General features: G+C 45.9%; 22 protein-coding genes and 1 tRNA gene. 10 read left to right on the top strand and 13 right to left on the bottom strand.

Annotated features, from left to right (window positions below):
* Positions 1-29 precede the first annotated feature (29 nt).
* Entirely contained in the window at positions 30-929 is a 900-nt protein-coding gene (locus AAAA73_RS00990) for a carbonic anhydrase (protein ID WP_340596276.1), read from the bottom strand.
* Between the two features lie 144 nt (positions 930-1073).
* Between AAAA73_RS00990 and AAAA73_RS00985 the strand changes: the two genes are divergently transcribed.
* A complete protein-coding gene (locus AAAA73_RS00985; RefSeq protein WP_340596275.1) occupies positions 1074-2033 on the top strand; it encodes an aminotransferase class IV in 960 nt (319 codons plus the stop codon).
* A 34-nt stretch (positions 2034-2067) separates the two neighbouring features.
* Here the strand turns inward: AAAA73_RS00985 and AAAA73_RS00980 are convergent, their stop codons facing one another.
* Both AAAA73_RS00980 and AAAA73_RS00975 read right to left on the bottom strand, forming a co-directional pair.
* Positions 2068-3111 carry a rod shape-determining protein gene (locus AAAA73_RS00980; protein ID WP_340596274.1) on the bottom strand — a complete coding sequence of 348 codons (1044 nt, stop codon included), beginning with the start codon at positions 3109-3111 and terminating at the stop codon, positions 2068-2070.
* Position 3112: 1 nt separating this feature from the next.
* Complete coding sequence (locus tag AAAA73_RS00975; protein ID WP_340596273.1) at positions 3113-3730, bottom strand: hypothetical protein; 618 nt, start codon at positions 3728-3730, stop codon at positions 3113-3115.
* Positions 3731-3813: 83 nt separating this feature from the next.
* Between AAAA73_RS00975 and AAAA73_RS00970 the strand changes: the two genes are divergently transcribed.
* From AAAA73_RS00970 to AAAA73_RS00960, 3 genes are all read left to right on the top strand, one after another.
* A complete protein-coding gene (locus AAAA73_RS00970) occupies positions 3814-4575 on the top strand; it encodes a glycosyltransferase family 2 protein (RefSeq protein ID WP_340596272.1) in 762 nt (253 codons plus the stop codon).
* Positions 4556-5530, top strand: coding sequence for a hypothetical protein (locus AAAA73_RS00965; protein WP_340596271.1), 975 nt, complete (start codon positions 4556-4558; stop codon positions 5528-5530). The genes AAAA73_RS00970 and AAAA73_RS00965 overlap by 20 nt, the downstream gene beginning before the upstream one ends.
* Before the next feature lie 80 nt (positions 5531-5610).
* Positions 5611-5686 (top strand) — tRNA-His (locus AAAA73_RS00960).
* Positions 5687-5733: 47 nt separating this feature from the next.
* On the opposite strand, the gene soxR is transcribed toward AAAA73_RS00960, so the two are convergent.
* On the bottom strand, positions 5734-6183 hold the full coding sequence (gene soxR / locus AAAA73_RS00955) for a redox-sensitive transcriptional activator SoxR (RefSeq protein ID WP_340596270.1): 450 nt from the start codon (positions 6181-6183) through the stop codon (positions 5734-5736).
* A gap of 83 nt (positions 6184-6266) precedes the next feature.
* Here soxR and AAAA73_RS00950 point away from each other — a divergent pair, with 83 nt between their 5' ends.
* Positions 6267-6635 (top strand): hypothetical protein, encoded by a 369-nt coding sequence (locus AAAA73_RS00950; RefSeq protein ID WP_340596269.1) that lies wholly within the window; start codon positions 6267-6269, stop codon positions 6633-6635.
* Between the two features lie 41 nt (positions 6636-6676).
* Here AAAA73_RS00950 and AAAA73_RS00945 read toward each other — a convergent pair whose 3' ends face one another.
* From AAAA73_RS00945 to AAAA73_RS00910, 8 genes are all read right to left on the bottom strand, one after another.
* Positions 6677-7324: a sulfite exporter TauE/SafE family protein gene (locus AAAA73_RS00945; RefSeq protein ID WP_340596268.1), complete on the bottom strand. Its 648-nt coding sequence runs from the start codon at positions 7322-7324 to the stop codon at positions 6677-6679.
* Positions 7321-8724 carry a cytochrome c oxidase accessory protein CcoG gene (gene ccoG / locus AAAA73_RS00940; RefSeq protein ID WP_340596267.1) on the bottom strand — a complete coding sequence of 468 codons (1404 nt, stop codon included), beginning with the start codon at positions 8722-8724 and terminating at the stop codon, positions 7321-7323. The genes AAAA73_RS00945 and ccoG overlap by 4 nt, the downstream gene beginning before the upstream one ends.
* Complete coding sequence (locus AAAA73_RS00935; protein WP_340596266.1) at positions 8721-9290, bottom strand: cbb3-type cytochrome c oxidase N-terminal domain-containing protein; 570 nt, start codon at positions 9288-9290, stop codon at positions 8721-8723. Before AAAA73_RS00935 ends, ccoG begins: the two co-directional genes overlap by 4 nt.
* Entirely contained in the window at positions 9274-9459 is a 186-nt protein-coding gene (locus AAAA73_RS00930; protein ID WP_340596265.1) for a cbb3-type cytochrome oxidase subunit 3, read from the bottom strand. The genes AAAA73_RS00935 and AAAA73_RS00930 overlap by 17 nt, the downstream gene beginning before the upstream one ends.
* Entirely contained in the window at positions 9456-11579 is a 2124-nt protein-coding gene (gene ccoN, locus AAAA73_RS00925; protein ID WP_340596264.1) for a cytochrome-c oxidase, cbb3-type subunit I, read from the bottom strand. Before ccoN ends, AAAA73_RS00930 begins: the two co-directional genes overlap by 4 nt.
* Positions 11563-11730, bottom strand: coding sequence for a cbb3-type cytochrome oxidase assembly protein CcoS (gene ccoS / locus AAAA73_RS00920; protein ID WP_340596263.1), 168 nt, complete (start codon positions 11728-11730; stop codon positions 11563-11565). Before ccoS ends, ccoN begins: the two co-directional genes overlap by 17 nt.
* On the bottom strand, positions 11727-13898 hold the full coding sequence (locus tag AAAA73_RS00915; protein WP_340596262.1) for a heavy metal translocating P-type ATPase: 2172 nt from the start codon (positions 13896-13898) through the stop codon (positions 11727-11729). Before AAAA73_RS00915 ends, ccoS begins: the two co-directional genes overlap by 4 nt.
* A gap of 258 nt (positions 13899-14156) precedes the next feature.
* The gene (locus AAAA73_RS00910; protein WP_340596261.1) at positions 14157-14450 is read right to left on the bottom strand and encodes a helix-turn-helix domain-containing protein; all 294 of its coding nucleotides are present in this window, start codon (positions 14448-14450) and stop codon (positions 14157-14159) included.
* Positions 14451-14558: 108 nt separating this feature from the next.
* On the opposite strand from AAAA73_RS00910, the gene AAAA73_RS00905 reads away from it, so the two are divergent.
* Positions 14559-15209: a hypothetical protein gene (locus AAAA73_RS00905; protein ID WP_340596260.1), complete on the top strand. Its 651-nt coding sequence runs from the start codon at positions 14559-14561 to the stop codon at positions 15207-15209.
* A gap of 20 nt (positions 15210-15229) precedes the next feature.
* Positions 15230-15853, top strand: a complete 624-nt coding sequence (locus AAAA73_RS00900; protein ID WP_340596259.1) for an iron-containing redox enzyme family protein — start codon at positions 15230-15232, stop codon at positions 15851-15853.
* Here the strand turns inward: AAAA73_RS00900 and AAAA73_RS00895 are convergent.
* On the bottom strand, positions 15810-16499 hold the full coding sequence (locus tag AAAA73_RS00895; protein ID WP_340596258.1) for a hypothetical protein: 690 nt from the start codon (positions 16497-16499) through the stop codon (positions 15810-15812). The genes AAAA73_RS00900 and AAAA73_RS00895 overlap by 44 nt on opposite strands.
* Before the next feature lie 186 nt (positions 16500-16685).
* On the opposite strand from AAAA73_RS00895, the gene AAAA73_RS00890 reads away from it, so the two are divergent.
* The 3 genes from AAAA73_RS00890 to AAAA73_RS00880 all read left to right on the top strand — a co-directional run bounded on the left by AAAA73_RS00890 (position 16686) and on the right by AAAA73_RS00880 (position 19008).
* Entirely contained in the window at positions 16686-18008 is a 1323-nt protein-coding gene (locus AAAA73_RS00890) for a hypothetical protein (protein WP_340596257.1), read from the top strand.
* Positions 18009-18179: 171 nt separating this feature from the next.
* Positions 18180-18530, top strand: a complete 351-nt coding sequence (locus AAAA73_RS00885) for a hypothetical protein (RefSeq protein WP_340596256.1) — start codon at positions 18180-18182, stop codon at positions 18528-18530.
* A gap of 205 nt (positions 18531-18735) precedes the next feature.
* The gene (locus AAAA73_RS00880) at positions 18736-19008 is read left to right on the top strand and encodes a hypothetical protein (RefSeq protein ID WP_340596255.1); all 273 of its coding nucleotides are present in this window, start codon (positions 18736-18738) and stop codon (positions 19006-19008) included.
* The last annotated feature ends 524 nt before the right edge of the window (positions 19009-19532 follow it).

The raw sequence follows: 19532 nt of genomic DNA, 5'->3' as shown, positions 1-19532 counted from the left end.
AACTCTCCAGTTTTTCTACCAATTTTACTCTAGTCTTTCCACTCTACTTTGCCTGAATCCAGGTGATAAAGTGCTCTAGAGATTTTTACATCACCCGAGCCTACAGCGTCACGCACGATTTGCGAATGCAGCAAAAGATCGTGAGCCACTCCAGAGACGTTAGCAAAGGATTCCTGCACCAGTCCTCGAGACGGAGTTTTCCCTGCGAATTGCGTAATACGAGGTTTAATATCGTCGACAATTGCGTTTAATGCGGGGCTGCCAAGATCATTACCGGTCATGGCTGCTGCCACGGCACCACAGGAGCTATGGCCTAGTACCACGATGAGGTTCGCTCCCAGGTATTGAATGCCGTATTCAATGCTTCCGATAACGGATTCATTCAGTGAATCACCTGCGGTGCGAACGACAAAGATCTCGCCCAGTTTTTGGTCAAATACCAATTCAGGTGGAACGCGGGAATCGCTGCACGCCAATACGATCGCATGGGGTTTTTGGCTCTCCACCAGACGGGTGCGATCCTTGGTGGATACCCCATCCGAACGCAAACGACCTGTAACATAACGAGTGTTTCCGTTTTTTAACCAACCCAAGGATTTTTCCGCAGCAACAGGACCCATCATGCGAGCTTTAGCTCCTGGGATTGCAGTCTGGTTGGAGGTGGTAGCCGCAACAGGTGCTGCCGTGGCAGTGGCTTGTTGGTTTTTTTCAGCCTGTTTTGCAGCTTCAGCGGCGACGGCTTCGCGCAACTCCTGCGCACGGGCTTGGTCTTCGGCTGTGCCGGAGTCTATGACATTGGCTTTTGCTGGATTGCCTTTTTCATCCTTAAGGGAAACTTGCATTTCCTGGTTGGGGGCGCGTCTGCCCTGAAAAAGTGAACACGCGGACAAGCTCATTGCAGCTACTAAAAAGGCCACACGAAAAATCATAGCATCCTCCCTGATGTCTGAAGCTATATTGTCCAAATTGCAAGAATAGAAGGTCAAACTAAAAAACAAAAAACTTGCCAATTTCATGCTGCCATTCTGAGAATAGAAGTGGCTTAAGACTCATCTATAAGGACGGCTTTCAGTATGTCACTTACCTTACTCACCCCGGCACAGATTCTTGCAAAACTCGCTGAGAAAAAATATCCAGCTCAGCAATCATACTTAGCCATGTATAGCACTTGGTGGGGTGGAATCGTGACGGAGCCGGGTCTTATGACTGTCCCGGTGGATGATCATCTGGTGCACAGGGGAGATGGCGTTTTTGAGGCAATCAAGGTCGTCAATGGAAGAATTTTTTTGTTTGCAGAACATATGCGTCGTTTGGAAGCTTCCGCAGCTCAAATCGGCTTGAAGCTTCCCATGTCCATCGCGGATGTTAAATCTGCGATTTCTGAAACTATGAAAGTCGCCAAGGTTCAGGATGCATTACTGCGTCTTTATGTCTCCCGTGGTCCGGGTGGATTTACCACGAATCCCTATGACTCTGTGGGCGAGCAACTGTATCTGGTCGTGACAACCTTAAAGCTTTTGCCGCCCGAAAAATATCAGGAAGGTGTGAGTATTGCTAAAAGCGCGGTTCCTCCCAAGGAGCCGGCCTTTGCAAGAATCAAATCCTGTAACTATCTTCCCAATGTTTTGATGAAAAAAGAAAGTGTCGATCGCGGGGTTGATTTCACCATCAACGTCGATGACAAAGGAAATTTTCTGGAAGGCAGTACCGAGAATATGGTCATCTTGAATAAAGACGGTGTTTTAGTCAGACCGCCACTGCACCAAATTCTAAAGGGCACCACAATGATGCGAACTTTTGAGTTGGCGGAGGCCCTGATTAAAAGTGGTGAGCTTAAAAGCATTCAAGAAAGTAATATCACAGAGCAGGATATTAAATCAGCCAAAGAAGTGATGATGATTGGCACCACCTTGGATGTGTTACCCGTGACAAGATACGAAGGGCAAAAGATTGGGTCAGGAGTGCAGGGGCCGGTGGCGAAAAGACTTAACGAACTTGTTCGTGAAGATATGAAAAACGCAGAGCAGATCTAAAAAAAAAAGCCCCGAAAATTCGGGGCTTTTTAGTTTAAACTTCCAATTGAATCTTATCCAAAAGTTCTGGATCCGAAAGTACTGCTTCGCCACCCAAGGCGATGGCTGTTAGTGGGCTGTCGGCCACGCGCACATTCAAGCGCACTTCGTTTTGAATGCGCAAGTCAAAGTCGCGAATCAAAGCACCACCACCAGCAAGGACAACGCCACGCTCGATGATATCTGAAACCAGTTCAGGAGGTGTGTGCTCAAGCGCCTTATGGATGGCATTGATCACTTCCTGAATACAGGAATTCATCGCAAGACCCACTTCTTCCGAACTCACGTCAATGGACTTTGTCATCCCTGTCTCCGCGTCGCGGCCAGTGATGCTTGCCATTTTGATGTCTTTCTTGGGAACAGCTGTGCCGATTGCGACTTTCAAGTATTCAGCAGTCACATCGTTGATGATCAGTTTTTTGTAGCGTTTGAAGTAGTCAATGATAGCGTCATCAATTTTGTGACCACCCACGCGGGCCGCTTCACAATAAACGATGTCAGCCAAAGCGATAACCGCAACTTCCGTTGTGCCACCGCCCATATCAATGATCATATTTCCTTCGGCGGATTTCACGTTCAAGCCAGAACCAATCGCAGCCGCCATCGGCTCATCGATCAGAAATACTTCCTTCGCGCCGGCAGCTTTGCAGGATTCGATCACAGCTTTCTTTTCCACTTCGGTCACACCATACGGCAAAGACACGACAATGCGCGGGCGCGAGAAAGCGGATTTAACTCCGGGTTGGCTCAGGAAATGTTTCAACATGACTTCAGTGGTTTCAAAGTCAGCGATGACGCCATCACGGATTGGTTTTTGCGCAAAAATATTTCCAGGATTGTTGGCCAGTTTTTCCTTGGCATCGGTGCCGACTGCGATCACGCGTTTGCGACCCGGACTTGTTTGCTGGTACGCAATCAGGGAAGGCTCATTCAGAATGATTCCCTTACCGCGACCGGCGATCAAAGTATTCGCAGTGCCCAAGTCGACATACAAATCAGCAGCGGTGCCGGCTTCGTCTTTAAAAAACCATGAAAACATATTAATTACCGAATCCTTTGCTGCTTTCAAAAGGGAAAGTCGCGAAAATACTGATGTAAGTGTACGATTTATTCAAGTCTACACCAACTTCACCACCCAAAGTCATTGTGTCTTTTAGGTCTGGGTGTTGCCATTCTGTGCCCACCGCCAAGTTTGTAGCGATGTAGTTGTCTTCCTTGGTGTTCAGGTAAGCGAATGGAATCGCGATGTAGGGGACGGTCAAGCCATATTCAGTCTCAAATCTTTTGCTCAAAAGAGGAGCTGCTTGAACTTGCAAGACGTTGTCGTCATTATCGCGGGCAAAGCCGATGCCGGCGCGGATACCCATGGCAGGCTGATTTGCGAAATCTGGAATGGGGATCCATTTAACACTGGCAAATGCATTAAAGTCGATAGTTCCGCCGCCGATCAAAAAGCGCGCGCTGGTGGAGTCATTCAGGCCGGTTTCGACAAAAACGTCGAAGTTTGCGCCGCTTTCCCGGTTGGTTAGAATCTGAGGTTCAAAACCAACTTGAATAAGATTGGAAGAAAGGACCTCCCCGGATTCCAAAATGCTTAGATAAGCATGCGCCGGCGAAGACAAAAACAGACATAAAACGAAGTATTTAGCAAAATTCATCAAGAAAAACCTTTCAGCTCAAAAAAATGGTATCGAGTTGCGAATCATTTGACAAGACCTTGATCGAACACCAAGCTAATTCAGTGACGAAACTTCCAATTTCTCTTGTTGTGATTGCCTTAAACGAAGAAGCGCACATTGATCGCTGCATTCGTTCTGTTCCATTTGCCGACGATGTTGTGGTAGTCGACAGCTTTTCGACGGATCGCACTGTGCAGATTGCTGAAAAAGCAGGCGCCCGTGTGTTTCAGGAAAAGTGGCGCGGTTTCGGACCGCAAAAGGCCTTTGCGGCCGAGCAAGCAAAGCACAACTGGATTCTTTCCTTGGATGCTGACGAAGCGCTCAGTCCAGAGCTTGCTTCGGAAATTGTAGAAAAGTTCGCAAGCCTTGACTCTGAGGCGGGCTATCTGTTTCCCCGTAAATCCTTTCACATGGGGAGATGGATTACGCACGGAGGTTGGTATCCTGACTTCCAGCTCAGATTATTCAATAAATCAAAAAGTCGTTGGAATTCCGCAAATGTACATGAAAAGGTCGAAGTGAAAAGTCACCTTAAAATGACCTCACCATTGCTTCATTATGTCTTTGATGATTTAAGCGATCAGGTCATCACAAATGACCGATACTCCGGATTGGGAGCTCGCGAGCTGCAGGCACGAGGGGCGCAATTCTCCTATTTAAAGATGATCTTTAAGCCTTTCGGCAAATTTATTGAAACTTATTTCGTAAAAGCCGGATTTTTGGATGGCTTGCCAGGATTTGTGATCGCTATTGGTGCCGCTTATTCGCTATTCTTAAAGTATGCAAAACTCTGGGAGCTCGAACGTGTTAAAGAAAACACTTAAACTTAAAGCGATACTTTCACTACTTACTTTAAGCGCCGGATTGGCCGTGGCGACTCCGCCAAAGTATCCAGCCATTGAAGAGGTTGTTGGGAAGGTTGTTTTGACCGGGAAAGATGGCCATAAGGTCAATCTGACCCGCAACACGCCTTTGCAGGAAAAAGCTCTTTTTGAAACGGGCGATGATTCCAGCGTGCGGATTGCATTTGGAGAAGTTCGTAAATTCACAGTTCTACCGAACAGTTCAGTTCTTTTGCCAACCATCAGTTGGGAGGGTGGCGAGGCGCCGGTCTTGATTTTAAACTCCGGAAGTTTGCGATGGGTGCAAAAAGAGGGCGAGAAAACCCGTTACAACACGGTGTTGCGTACTGACCTTTACGAGTTTATTCCTCCGGCTGGTGATTTTATCTTTAATATGAATTCTCCCAAAGCTTATGGCGAAGTGAAGGTGATTAAAGGTTCTATCGAGTTTTCGGCGATGAATGGTGAAACAACGGCAACAGCGAAGGCGGGCGAGCAGGTCGGCTTTCAGGGGATTATTGAAGGCGGGGAGATCGCCTACGATGTTCTTTTGAAGGGGCGCAAAATTCCCCGTGGCAACCTGACTCCGGTCACCAAGATGTCGGCCAAAGAGATTGCATTATTCGACGGTGCCGATAAGAAACGCCAACAGCAAGAGGAAAATCGTGTTCGTAAGGAGCGGGAAGCTGCTGAGGCTGCAAAGCGCGCAGGAGGCGTATGTTCCGCGCCGGCTGCGAACTTTAATGAGTGTTCCTGGGTGTGCAAGGGCAACCCTAAGGGGCAAAAAAAGCAGTGTCTTTTAAACAGCCCGGGGGTCACCTGTGAGCGTCGGCGCTGCAACGCAAACGGCGAATGGTCTGACTTAATGGTCCTAAATGCGCAAAATGCCAGCATTCACTGCCAGGCTCATCCGGTCGTAGCCCCTTGTGATTACTAGGGTTTAAAGAATTTTTAAAAACCGCTTTTTCGATCTTGCACTTTGTCCGCCAAGGCTCTATAAAAGATCTTCCTTTTGTGGTGGCCGTAGCTCAGTTGGTAGAGCATCGGATTGTGATTCCGAGTGTCGCGGGTTCAAGCCCCGTCGGTCACCCCATTTTCTTCAAAAAAGCTGACTTCGAGTCGGCTTTTTTTATGCCCAAATCACTTCAATAAATGAGCTCCGGGTCCTTTTTTGGCAAGCTTGTCGTTGCCATTACGGATCGGGCACGCATCGATCGAAAGGCAGCCACAGCCGATGCAAGTATCAAGGTGATCTCTTAAGTTTGTTAAGGCCTCAAGTCTTGCTTCGATCTGGATTCTCCACTTTGTCGCCAAAGTTTTCCATTCACGCTGAGTGGGAGCGCGATCTGTGGGTAAAATCGCCAGACCCTGTTTGATCTCTTCCAGTGAAAACCCCAAATTTTGCGACGCCTTGATGATTGCTAGTATCCGCAACATTCCGCGGGGGAAGCGGCGTTGGTTGCCTTCGTTGCGAGCCGAATAAATAAGCCCCTTTGATTCATAAAAATGGATAGCAGTGACCGCAACGCCAGATCTTTTTGATAACTCACCGATAGAAAGAATTGATGCGACCGAGTCATTGTTTTTCATAAATGCTATTGACCTCTAGTTAACTAGAGGTTTTAGCATCAACTTCAAGACGATGTCAAAACACTGTGTCGGTAAGGAAAATCATGGAATATCTTACGTATAAAACTCTTCACATCATTAGTATCGCCACTCTGATTATCAGTCTGGGGTTTGTCATTGCCGGCACTTGGATCGAGGGGAAAAACCAAATTCGAAAGATTGGCTTTATCACTCACGGGATAAGCTGGGTCTTGGTGTTTTTTACTGCCCACAAGTTGGTGGGTGTTTTGAATATGGGAGAAAACTTTCCTAATTGGGCCATTGCTAAAACAGCCTGCTGGTTGCTTTTGGGAGTGGGAGTGTACTTTGCAAAAAAGAAGCCTCAATGGGCGGTGGTTCATTATAGTATGGTTGTTTTTCTTTGTTCCGTCGCGATTGGCTTAGCCGTTTTCAAGCCGGATTTATCATTCTAAAAATCACAAGAGCAGATCAAAGTTACCTGATTGGTCAAACGTTAGCCTGTATGAGAAAAATAGAAAAAACTCCATAACGAGTAACCCGAAGCCACAACCAAGATTAATCCCGCCAGTCGTTGCTGACGAAGCGGGATTTGGCGCAGGCCTTTGTGAATCATCGCAGGCAAAGCAGCCATGGCCGGAAGCCCACCCACCCAAAATAAAAACATCAAAGCTCCACCCATCAAAGAACTCTGTAAGGCTACCGCCGCAGTAATATAGGTGTACAACCAGCCACAAGGCAGTATTCCAGTTAATAGTCCCACGGCAAAACCGGACTGATTTAAATGAAACTTACGCATCTGACGAAACACCATGATCAATCCATGAGGATCAAGCTTTAGAGTCAATTTATCACCCCATCGTGGAGCGATCAGACGCAGACCCATACTCAACAATACCAACGCAAATAAAACTGCAGAGGCAGTACGAATCCACTGGTACTGCGAGCCCAGTAGTAATTGGCCCATACCACCAGCGAATGCACCTAGCGCAACATAAGCAATCAAGCGACCGATGTGATACGAGAAAAGCGATTTGCGCTCTCCCATCAGGCAAGCGATAGGTCCGCACATAGCAGCACAGTGCCAGCTTCCTAAGAAACTCGTACTTAATATTCCCAGAGCCAGCAACATTCCCGAGTTCATAGCTTTGGCCCCACAATGATCAATTCTTTTTCGCTTTGGTTGACGATTTCACCATGGCGGCTTTCAATTTTTACTTTGGTTTTAATTTGTCCATTGGTGCCTTTGAACAAACTCTCCGGAAGACGCACAAAAAAGTACCACTCGCGGTCTTCATGCGCCTGCAATGTCAGGGGATTTTCAGCCACCATGATCAGTGCGCCGGACTTCAAAATTTCATCATCAACGGAGAGTCGGTACTCAGTGGCGACGCGCTCCTGATTCTGAATATGGATTTTGAATTGGTTTTGAATGATATCTTTGCTCTCCTCATTTTGAATATATGAGTAAGGCAGCCCCTGACCTCGCAGTAGTGTCCAATGAAACGCATCGCGGGTGGTGATTGCGTAAGTCAATCCAGAGATCAACATCAGTAAAACCGCCATGTATACCAACGGCCTTGCGCGGGTGAGTTTGATTTTACTAAAATCCAAAGTGTCATAACGGATAAGTCCTTTGGGTTTGCCCACTTTTTCCATGATCTCATCACAAGCATCCACGCAGGCTGTGCAAGCGATGCACTCCATTTGCAGTCCATTGCGTATGTCGATTCCTGTTGGGCATGAATTTACGCAACGGTTGCAGGCAACGCAGTCGCCTTGGGTGCCGCCGGCAGGAACCTGGCCACGGCGTGGTTCACCACGTTTGGTGTCATAAACGACAGCCAGGGACTTGTTATCGATAAGCAGTGATTGAAAGCGACCGTAAGGGCACATGATCACGCAGAACTGTTCGCGGAACCAGGCAAAATCAAATAGCACCAAAGCTGTTACGATCGAAACCAATAAGAAATAGCTCCAGTTTTCAGATGGCGGATTTTCCATCATCCGTATCAGGCTCTTTGCTCCGGCAAAGTAGGCAATAAAACTGTGTGCGATCAGCGATGACACTAAAACGAAGAGCACCCATTTACTTCCGGTTTTCCGAAACTTTGTGAACGTCCACGGTTCTGTGCGAAGCTTGCGGCGTTCAACATAGCCACCTTCGGTCCATTTTTCGATTCGTCTGAAGACGGCTTCAATAAACACCGTTTGCGGGCAAGCCCAGCCACACCACACACGGCCCCAGACGGAGGTAACAAATGCCAACCCCAGCACAATGGTGCCTAATATGAAAAATAACAGGGGAGTGTCGTGGGCATGAAATAATATTCCAAAGAATGAAAATTCTCGATCAGGGATATTAATCAGAACGGTTTGGATACCACGAATTGTAGTCCATGGCAGAATCAAAAAGATCACCAATAAAACGGAATGCACCCAGGTGCGATGCCGTTTGTAAAAACCTTTCACCTCTGCAGGAATGATCGCGATACGATCACCGTATTCATCAACAGAGGTGAGGAGGTTTGGATCGAGACTCATTTCACTTCTTCTCCTTGAGGTGGTTTCGCACCTGCGGGTTTGGAATCCAACTTGGACATAATATATTTTGCTGTCGCATAAAGTTCATCACGTTTCAGAACAGGACCCCACGGTGGCATCCCTTTTTCAGCGGCGCCGTCGCGAATGACTTTTACTATATCCATACGCGTCCCTTTGCCATGAATCCAGAAATGATCCGTCAGATTTGGACCAATCAATCCTTGCAGTTCCTGACCATGACAAGCGGCACACTTACTGGTGAAGACCGCAACGCCCATGTTGGTGTCAATTTTATCAAAGGCTTCTCGAAGTGATTCCTCGGTTTCAATGGGAGCGGAAGCCACTGATTCTGATTTCTGTTTTTCAAGTTCGGCCATGTTCACTGCCAACTCTTCTTTTAATGTCAGTCCGCCCGCGAACTGATAGTGCAAAAAGTAGAGAGCACTAAAAATGATCGTCAGGAAAAACAGCCACAGCCACCAGGTTGGCAGGTTGTTATCGTGCTCGATAATGCCATCATACTCATGAAAGTGCTGCTGATTCTGGTCATTATTTTGGTCGTGCATTTGAAAACTCCTCGTCCATTAGGGGCATTTTTTCCATATCCCCGTAGTGATTCCTGCTGTTTTTGCGAAATACCCAAAGCAAAACACAAACAAAAAACGTAAAAAATATGACCAGACCAAAAGACGTCAGATAGGTATCTGTAAAGGCTTGTAAACCTAGTTGTTTCATTGAGCTTTTCCTTTCTGACCCAAGGATTGCAGGTAGGCGATCAAAGCCACGATTTCCTTTTTCTCCATTCCACGGGGACCACCGTTTGCTTCTATGTCTGCAGCGATTTCCTTTGCCTGCTTCTGGGCGATGCCATCTGCATTTGCGGCAGTGTTGTCATCATAAGGCACACCTAAAAGCTTCATGACAGAGACTTCTTTGCGTAGACGCATGAAGTTCGTGTCTTTATCTGCCAGCCATGGATAGTTTGGCATGATGCTGCTTGGAGTGACGGCGCGCGGGTCCATCATATGGCTGAAGTGCCATAGGTTCGGATACTTTTTGCCAACGCGGGCAAGATCCGGTCCTGTCCGTTTTGATCCCCATTGGAACGGACGATCCCACATGGATTCTTCAATTGTGGAAGCGGGTCCGTAACGTAATACTTCAGAAACAATCGGGCGGATTTGTTGTGAGTGACAGACATAACATCCTTCGCGAATGTAAATACTGCGACCTGCAATTTCAAGGGGCGTGTACGGATCTGTGATTTGAGCCGGATTGATGTATTTATGAAGAGAAAGAGTCGGGTAAATTTCAATGAATGAACCAACGGCTATTGCCAGGAAGGCCAGCACAGAGAATACAAACCCCATGCCTTCCAGTTTTCTATGGTCTGAAGTATAAATCTCACTATAGCCAGTTCTGGTTACCTCAACCACGTCCTCTTTGACTTTTGGTGGAGCCAGTTTGATTGTTTTATAGATGTTGTAGCACATCAACAGGAAGCCAATCAGGAAGAGTGTTCCGCCCAAGGCACGGGCCCAGTAAAGAGGAACAATGCGCACAACTGTCTCCATGAAGTCAGGGTAAACCAGCGTGCCTTCTTTGGTGACAGCTCTCCACATCGAACCTTGAGTGATACCGGCAACGACCATCGAAACGTAGTACAGAATGACGCCGGCAAGACCCAACCAAAAGTGATTCTCCAAAAGTTTCTTGGAGTAAAGCTGCGTTTTCCAAAGACGTGGAACCATATAGTAAAGCATCCCGAATGTCAGGAAGCCATTCCAACCCAAGGTCCCCCCGTGCACGTGACCAACAATCCAATCAGTATAGTGTCCTAATGCGCTCACGGATTTAATGGAAAGAAGTGGTCCTTCAAATGTCGCCATACCATAGAAAGTCAAAGCCGCCACAAAGAACTTAAGAAGCGGTTCTGTACGAAGCAAGTTCCACGAACCTTTTAAAGTCAAAAGGCCATTGATCATTCCGCCCCATGAAGGAGCCAGAAGCATCACGGAGAAAATCATCCCTAATGTTTGAGCCCATTCTGGCAAAGAGGTGTATAGCAAGTGATGGGGGCCAGCCCAGATATAGATGAACACCAAGGACCAAAAGTGAATAATAGACAGACGGTAAGAGTAAACCGGGCGATTGGCGGCTTTGGGGATATAGTAGTACATCAAACCCAAAAACGGGGTTGTCAGGAAAAAGGCCACGGCATTATGTCCGTACCACCACTGTACCAGGGCGTCCTGGATACCTGCGTACACCGGATAAGACTTCATGAAGGCCACCGGGATCTCGATTGAATTCACAATATGCAAAACTGCCACCGTGATTATTGTTGAGATATAAAACCACAACGCCACGTAAAGATGCTTTTCACGACGACGGTGAATCGTCATGAAGAAATTTACCGCAAAAACAACCCAGATGACGGCGATCGCAATGTCAATCGGCCACTCCAGCTCTGCGTATTCTTTCGCCTGGGAGTATCCCAGTGGTAAAGTGATCGCTGCCGCGACGATAATAAGTTGCCAGCCCCAGAAGTGAATGGCTGAAAGGGTGTCTGAGAACATGCGTGTTTTTAGAAGTCTTTGGGATGAGTGGTAAATCCCGGCGAAGATCGCATTACCACCAAAAGCAAAAATTGCCGCGTTGGTGTGTAAGGGGCGCAGTCTGCCGAAAGTAAGCCATTCCATATTCATGTTGGCTGGCCACCATGGAATTTGAATGGCTGCGATCAAGCCGAAAAGAAATGCCGCCACAGCCCAGACCATGGTGGCTATCGCGAATTTCTTTACGATGTCGTCGTCGTAGATAATTTTCTCTACAACCTTATTTGATGTGTTCACGTTCAGTCCTTTCGTTTTCATCCAAAAGCATGCGGTGGGCGGGAGTTTCCAGATCATCGAACTGACCTTTGGAGTTCGCCCAAAAAAATGAGTACAGGAAACCTGCGCCCAGTAGTAAAGCCATCGGAATCATAAGTATTAAAATATTCATCTCATCCCCCAAAGTGAGGTGAGTACAATCAGCACCGAGCTGATCGGCATCAGAATTGCCGCCATCATTGGATCAATAAACCCCAACAATGCGGCAGCTCCGCCCAGCAAGTTATAAATTAACGACACAGTTAAAGTTCTGGTAAGAACCTTGCGAGTTCTCTCAGCCAAGGCAAAGAGGTCCAGTAAGGGGTTCAATCCGCCTCGGGTGAAGTAAACATCTGCATATTGCAGACTCAGGTCGACGCTGCCTTTGACAGCAATACCGACAGAGGCATTTTTTAATGACAATGAATCGTTGGCGCCATCACCGATCATGCATGTATGGTCGTGGATCTTTAAAAATTCAAATTTTCCCTCAGGAGACATTTCTCCCAACGCGTTTTCATTTGGAATGAAACATTTTTGGGCAACCTCTTTGGCTCTTGCATTCGAGTCACCAGAGAGTAAAAACGTTTGAATGCCTTTTGCGTGAAGTCTTTTGATAATTGCGGGTGCCTCATCGCGCAAACGGTCTTCAAAGAAGAGGTGGCATACAGTCATTCCATTTTTTTGAACCTGAATGACCATTTGAGAGTTTGCGTGGGTTACTTGCGCCGTGCTGATTTCGTATTGGTCACCACTAACCTGACCTTTTACTCCATAGCCTATAATCTCACCCAAATCGGTGATACTGTTGGAAGGAGTGGTGTCAGCCCATGCTTGACGAATTGCAAATGCGATAGGGTGTTGAGACGACGACTCCAGTCCAAGAATGATGGACTTTAAATTAGCGGAAAGATCTGTCGGCACGCTCTGGGTAAGGCTTAAATTTCCCGTTGTCAGTGTTCCAGTTTTATCAAAAAAGACATTCTTGATTTCCAAAACCTTCTCAAAGACATTTGAACTTTTAATTAAAATTCCTTTTTTCTGAGCTTTCTTTAAAGCAAGTCCCAAGGTTAAAGGAGATCCAAATGCCAGTGCGCAAGGACACGCAATGACAATCAAAGCCAGGGCTCTTTGTAGTGCCACTGTCAGATCCACGAAGGAGTATCCAATCGCAAAAACCGCTGCCAACGAAAAGACACCAACTATCAAATGCTGAGCCAGACGCTCCGTAAGCCCCACGAAATGACTTTTTTGATAACTCTTCTGATCCAAATCCTGAAATAGCTGACCTATTTTGCTTTTCTCAAAAGAGACCTTTGCCTGCATCAGAACAGGACTGCTTAGAAGTTTCGTTCCTCCGAGAAGCTGCATCCCTTGGGAATAAACTTGTGGTACAGATTCACCATTGAACAGGGAAGAATCCACCGTGGCGCATTCGCCCAAGAGTTCACAGTCAGTCGGGAGAGTCTGTCCTGATCTGATGCGGATAATGTCATCAGGTCGTATAAGATTCCATGGAATCAATCTGGAGGTATCGTTATTCATGCACTCGTAGATTTGATCCTTGAAGTAGGTTTCCATGCGTGCAGGAGCCAGATAGTTTTGCTGCACTCTTTTCAGCAGATAGCGTGCGCTGAGGATTAGAAACAGAAAACTTGCGGTGCTGTCGTAGTAAATGTCACCCTTGCCGTTAATGAAGTTCCAAGTGGAAAGAGAGAATCCACTCAACATGGCGATGGTAATCGGCAAGTCCACATTCATGGTGCGAAATTTTAGTGCATTCAGGGTGCCATGATAAAACGGTTGAGCACTGTACAACAAGACTGGCAAAAACAGCAAAAGTCCAACAGCATTAAAAGCTTTTTCCCACACACCGGAAAGTCCTGCATATATGGGAATCGTGAATAACATTATATTGCCAGCACAGAAACCTGCGACCGCAATGCGTTTTAAGAATGTTCTGTTTTCCTGAGTGTATTTATCCTGAATATTATCAGCTGTGCCAATTAGTCGGGGAGTGTAGCCCAATTCCGAAATTGCCTGAGCCACCTTTGCTAAAGAGCCCTCGGGTGCAAGTGTCACCGCCACCGTGGATTGTCCAAAGTTGACACGTGCTTCTGAAACTCCAGGACAGTACTCCGTGAGTTTTTCAATCAAGTGCACACAGGAAGAACAGTGCATGCCCTCGCAAAAAATCAGATAGTCATATCCTTTGTCGATACTTTGTTTGTACTGGATTTGAAATTCGGGTTGGTCCAGATAGGCAAAGGGATTCTTATCAGAAAGATTTAAGAAACCCATTTGGGTGCTCAAGATCCGGCATGCTTCACAACAGTACTCGAATCCATTTGAGGGACTCAGGCAGTATTTGCATGTGGTTAGCCGATCGAGCTCCATGTGTTCAGTCTCCTAACATGTGCTTGATATCCTTATCGACGATATCTTAAGGATTAGCAATGCTGAGGACACAACAGGAGTTAAAATCCACCTCGGGTGGAGTCTGGGGAAACTGCATCAGTTATTTAAAGTAGATGATGTCGACTCAACTAAGATCACTCTTTATTGCAGCGATTTCATAGCCTTTTTAATTATTCCTGATTCTGTAAAGACATTTTGATGGTTCGTTGTGATTTCGCTAATTTGTCTCTCTAGGATGTAGTTGAAAAACGTCTCACGAGGGGAATCGTAGATACGCGCCAGTTCACCTATGACAAGTATAGGAGGCTGGGAGATGTTGCATTCCCAATCAGAAACAATTTGACCCGATTCGTAACCAAGAATCTCTGCGACTTGAGTCTGAGACAGACCTTTGACTTTTCGGCAATAGGCTAGAAATTCACCGTACGAATTCATTTTCTCATCTCTCCACTAAACATTTCTCTGTGCACATCCGAAATATCATCGTGTTTATGTTTATACAAACACGGAAATGTTTCTACCTAAAAACCAAGAGGAATTTACATGAACTTTTCATATCGCCTCATCTATACGACGGGTGCAAAAACGACTCAGGAGATCGGTTACGTAAACAAGTGTTACCACCTTTGGGCCAGTGAGTTTGGCGCGGATTTGGCTTCACGTGGAGCAAAACTTAATCACGATGAATTTCAGCGTGCCAAGGTGATTGCGGTGGTTCTAAAGGATGACGAGGTCGCTGGATTCCATTTGTACAGTCCTTTTGACTTGCGTGAAAGCAGCAGCCTTGATCATTCATACGTTCGTGCGATGTCTGAAGAGGCCAAAACCAAACTTCTTGAAAAGAACATCAATTCATTCCTGGCAATGGAGTATTTAACGGTAGCCCCGGGCTTCCGTACCAAAGAAGCCGGCGGTCCTAAAGTGGCGGAGCTTATCGTTCGCTTGGGTCTTAAAGTCATGAAGGAGTTAAATCTCGAAGGTGCTCTGGGGATTGCACGTATGGACCGCAAGGTTAATTTCCTGGGCGATTTGATCGGATTCACGGAAATTGCTCAAATCAGCAAATACAACAATCTCTGCTCGGTCATGGTGATGAGTAAATACGAAACACCAAGGGAAGCGGATGATTTCACCAAAAAGACAGTGGAAGCCCTTTGGGGTGGTATGCCACAAACTTCAAAAATCGCAGCTTAATTCAAATTACAGGAGAATTTATGAAACCAGCAGAATTCAGAGCAAAAGCCACTGCCAAAGTAGATGAGATGTGTAACTTTATTGAAACCATGCCGTGGGAAAGTGTTAACTTTTACAGTTCATGGGTTGCGCAAACCAACGCATTCGTTGCGCATACATCGACATTCCTGAATATGTGCAATGATCTTTTACCGAAAAGTCATCCATTGAAAGCCCAATTCGAACACCATATCGAAGAGGAGGCGGGCCATGAGAAAATGAGTAAGAATGATTTGAAGTTCATGCGCAGTGAATCTTCTCATGTTTTCAACTTTACCGATGTTTTCTGGAAAACCCAATACTATTGGATTAAAGAAGTCGGTCCTACGTCACATTTGGGATACTCGCTTTTCCTTGAAGGATTGGCAGCGAAGTCAGGTCCAAAAGTTTTAAACAGAATCAAAGCGGCAGGTATTAAAGGTTATACCTTCCTGAAAGTTCACGCCGAAGAGGACGTTGAGCATTTTCAGGATGTATTGAAGGCGGTGGATCAGGTGACTGATCTTGAACGCGCACATATCTATCAGAATCTGTGCGAGTCCATGGAAATCTATTACAGAATTATGAATGAGTGTGCAAAGGTAGCGCACCCTCAAGCAGCCTAAAGGTTTCCAAGGCCGCAACTGCAACCACAGTGGTGCCAATTGTAATTGGGGCCACTGCTCGGATCTGCACTTCAGAAACATAACGACCCTGAGAGCGAATTTCCTTAACCGTATGAGTGGGAATGTTCGGTTTCAGGGTTGTTTTATTTAATCCCATAAACGTCTCGTACCCGATCTCTTGTAGCTTGTCGGAAATGACAGAATCTCTTTCGTACAAGTTCCACCATTGACCGGAAAACATCACATCCGGCGCATAGGATGAAAAATCAAACAACTCAGGGTTCGCAAATAAGCGGCGGTTGTCGCTGCCGAAAATCTCAACAACGTCTCCATCCTGAATTTGGTTGATAAAACTCTCGGGAGCCGAGAAGTTCAAACGCGACAGATAGTAGCGGAAAATATCTTTTGTTTTTTTGTGATTTCCACCCGAAGCCACAAATTCCAGAATAAGCTTGGACCATCTTTCAAGGTCCTGCAGAAGATCCAGCTGCTCCTTGTTTGAAAGAGTGAAAAAGTGGTCGTCAAATCGTGAAGATAAATAGACTCTGCCAGTGGCCTTCAGAGCCTCACGCAAAAGCAGGCGGGCTTCAGTATACTGTTCAGAGATATTTGCAAAAGGGATTTCGTTGACGGCACTTTTTTCCATGTTCCCTGTGTACCATTTGGAGCTAAATAAACAAATATTTTCCAGCTCACCCTATGGAGTTTGCATGTTTGACCATAATATAGGCAGGCAAATGGGAAAAAATATACACTTACTGTTGTTTATAGCAATGGGTCCAAAGAGGGCATGAATCTGGAACTATCCAATATCAACAAGAGGAATCCAGTTATGAAAAAGCATATATTCGTTAGCGCTTTCATATTGTTGACAGTTGGCTGCCAACCGAACAGTGACGGTAATCTATTGTCTCATTCTGGGACAGATCCCTTTACGACGAAACCCGCGAACCCCGATGAAGTAACTGTCAAGACTCTGCAAAGAGGATCGGTTTCCCGGCTTGATCAAACTATTACAGCAGGGCAATCATCCGACGGTTCTGCTTTAAGCGCAGATTCCTTGAATGCGGCTATTTCTGGAATGGTCTTCGAAGCTGTTGTGCGTTTGCGAATGGATCTCGCTGGAGATTCATCAACCACTCCAGAATCGGAAGCATTTGATAATTTGTTTAAATCAGTCTCAGGTGGTGAAGACCTGACGTTCTATCAAGCTTTAAAGTCCAATAAGTACATATTTGATCTTTCACTAGCTGAAGGAAAGGTAAATCAGATGGATATCAATGTTCTTGCGCAAGCCTTCAAACAGGCGGCAGCATCCTACGGTTTGGATGTCGCAGCTCAAGAGCTCATCTCGCAGGGGATCTTAAAGAGAACTACTTTGTTGATGCCATTGGCGTCTCAGAAAATGCTGGCAACGGTGAATGGGGAGTTGCTGCAAAAGAGGGTAAACACACTCGCCGAGTCGACGGCGCTGAAATTCGAAGACTTTTGCCCAGGCTTGAGTTCCTTCGTCACTGCAGCAGAGAGTTTTTACGAGGATAAACAGTATGTTTTGCCAACGCTGATTAAAAATAAAATAAAGTATGTAAAAGACACTTTGAAATCGGAAATCGCAGCATGTGCAAAGGGCTCAGGAGTGCGTTCCGAAGAGGCAATGAAAAATGTTGAATCGGCGTTTGATATGGTGACCTTCGATTTAGGTTCATTGGAGCTCTATTTAACTCCAAGAAACGACTTTAATTGGGAGGAATACAAGAATTTCAAAATCAAAGCCTATCTGGCTGAGGCTCTTGCTGCCTCAAAAGCACAATTACAAGCTGTCGACGTGGATTGCTCAGTCAATGGTGAAAAGGTGCAATCATCAGCTACGGAAGTTTCCGAAAATGGGTCTGTTGCGTTTGAATACCTTGTTGATGGAGTTGCTCCCATCGTATTGGAGCGCATGCCTTCGCAAAGGGGACTGACGTTGGCATTCGTTGCCAAGGATATCAAAATCACAAACGTCAAAGGAATGAGTTTTACCAAGATAAAACCTGAGACTCTTGTATCTGCAATTAATCTAATTCCAGGAATCAGTCAGGAATTCAGTCTCCTGTTCGCACCAAAAAGCACTTCTGTCGAATCAATCCTGAAGTGCAAAACTAAGGGGCACTGAGCGAACAGGCCGAGTAGTGGAGCCAGCAGATTCGGGAATGCTCCTCATAATTCCTGCGAGGAGATTCCACGAATATCGCACTATGAAACTACCAAATACGAGAATTCTTATTTTGCGTTCTTAATTCATTCTCTTCAGATATTCTGCCTGACACGAGTGGGGTATTTGTTGATGAACTTTCCTGTTTCTGCACTTCTTGGTTTCTTACTTGTCTTTCAGACGATGAATCGGTTGAATCAACTGAATCCTCTTCCTGAAAGAATCAAAACCACTGTCACTGCGTACCAGGATCAACGCTATCAAAATATCGATCGTCAGATTTTGCAGGACGCACTCGAATTTCAGAACCCCCATCGGTTTTCGGTTGTTCCGGCAAAGCGACTTGTGACTTTTGAAAAGTATCTGGCAATGCAGAAAAAGAAATCCATCAAGCGTCGCATAGCAAGTGTAGGTAAGCCCAAGAAGGTTTCGCAAAAGTTGCGTAAGCTGCAAAAGCCTGCCGCCAGAGTGGCGAATCGATAGTCTCAGTTTGAGTCAATTCACCGTGTATATCTTGTTCATGTTTGTTTCCTAGTCATCTTTCTGGAAACAGGCCGGGTTTCAAGGACTTCCATCGGTGGAGCGGAGATACTCCGGGTATAAGTGCTCAGACCCGTCTTCGGAATATCAACAACTTAACCCCTGGTCTGTTCCTTGCTTTGAAGAGTATCCAAGCACTGGGGGGAACATGCTTCAAAAAATAGTTTTGCTTCTTGTTTCTAGTTTGTATTTGTCACTGGCCTCTGCGCGCAGTGATTTCAACTCTATGATTGAGAGCACCAATCAAGAGGGCCAAGCACTCCAACAAAATCTCGCGCGAGCTGTGAGCTCCGAGAATTCATTCTCTGCTGACGTCGTCTCTGTGAAGCGAGCGCGCGCCTACAATCCGGTGACGTTTAATCCTTTGGTTGAAAACGATGGAGAAGTTGAAGTGATCGTAAAAGACAGGGAATCCAAATAAAGATCTTAAGATAGGTTCAGCGAGTTCTTTATATATGTGGGTTTTATGGATGGTTCCTCGTTTCTATATATAGAGCGGGGATTTTTAGTTCTGTTCGAAGCCTTTCTCAGCTTTCATTTGAAATTACCGCCTGATTCTGCCTATTTGTTGGGGCCTGATATTTCAGCATGAAGCGCCGCGGAGTTAGTTTCTGCCCATATTCTTAGCAAAAAGTGCACTTTTTGCCTGATTAAACTGCATCCGAAAATAAATAAAAAAGCCCTTGCCTGGTTTGGGTAATAGGCCTATAACTCAGCCTCACCGCCGCGATGTTTGAAAAATCAAACACAAACAGCTGACCTAACTTATTGATTTGTATTCAATAATGTTTTTTCTTGCTGGCAGCTGGTCTGATCAAACGATTTTCTGAATTTTTTCTTTTTGAAAAAAATTGAGAAAAAAGTTTGAGAGGGTGTTGACAAGGGCTTCGGCCTTCGATACAACCGTCTACCTCGTCGCTAAGTAACATTAACGATGAGAAATGT

The organism is Bdellovibrio sp. GT3 (assembly GCF_037996765.1).
Taxonomy (GTDB): domain Bacteria; phylum Bdellovibrionota; class Bdellovibrionia; order Bdellovibrionales; family Bdellovibrionaceae; genus Bdellovibrio.
Note: the sequence above shows the minus strand (reverse complement) of the source record. Positions and strands in the feature narration are given on the sequence as shown.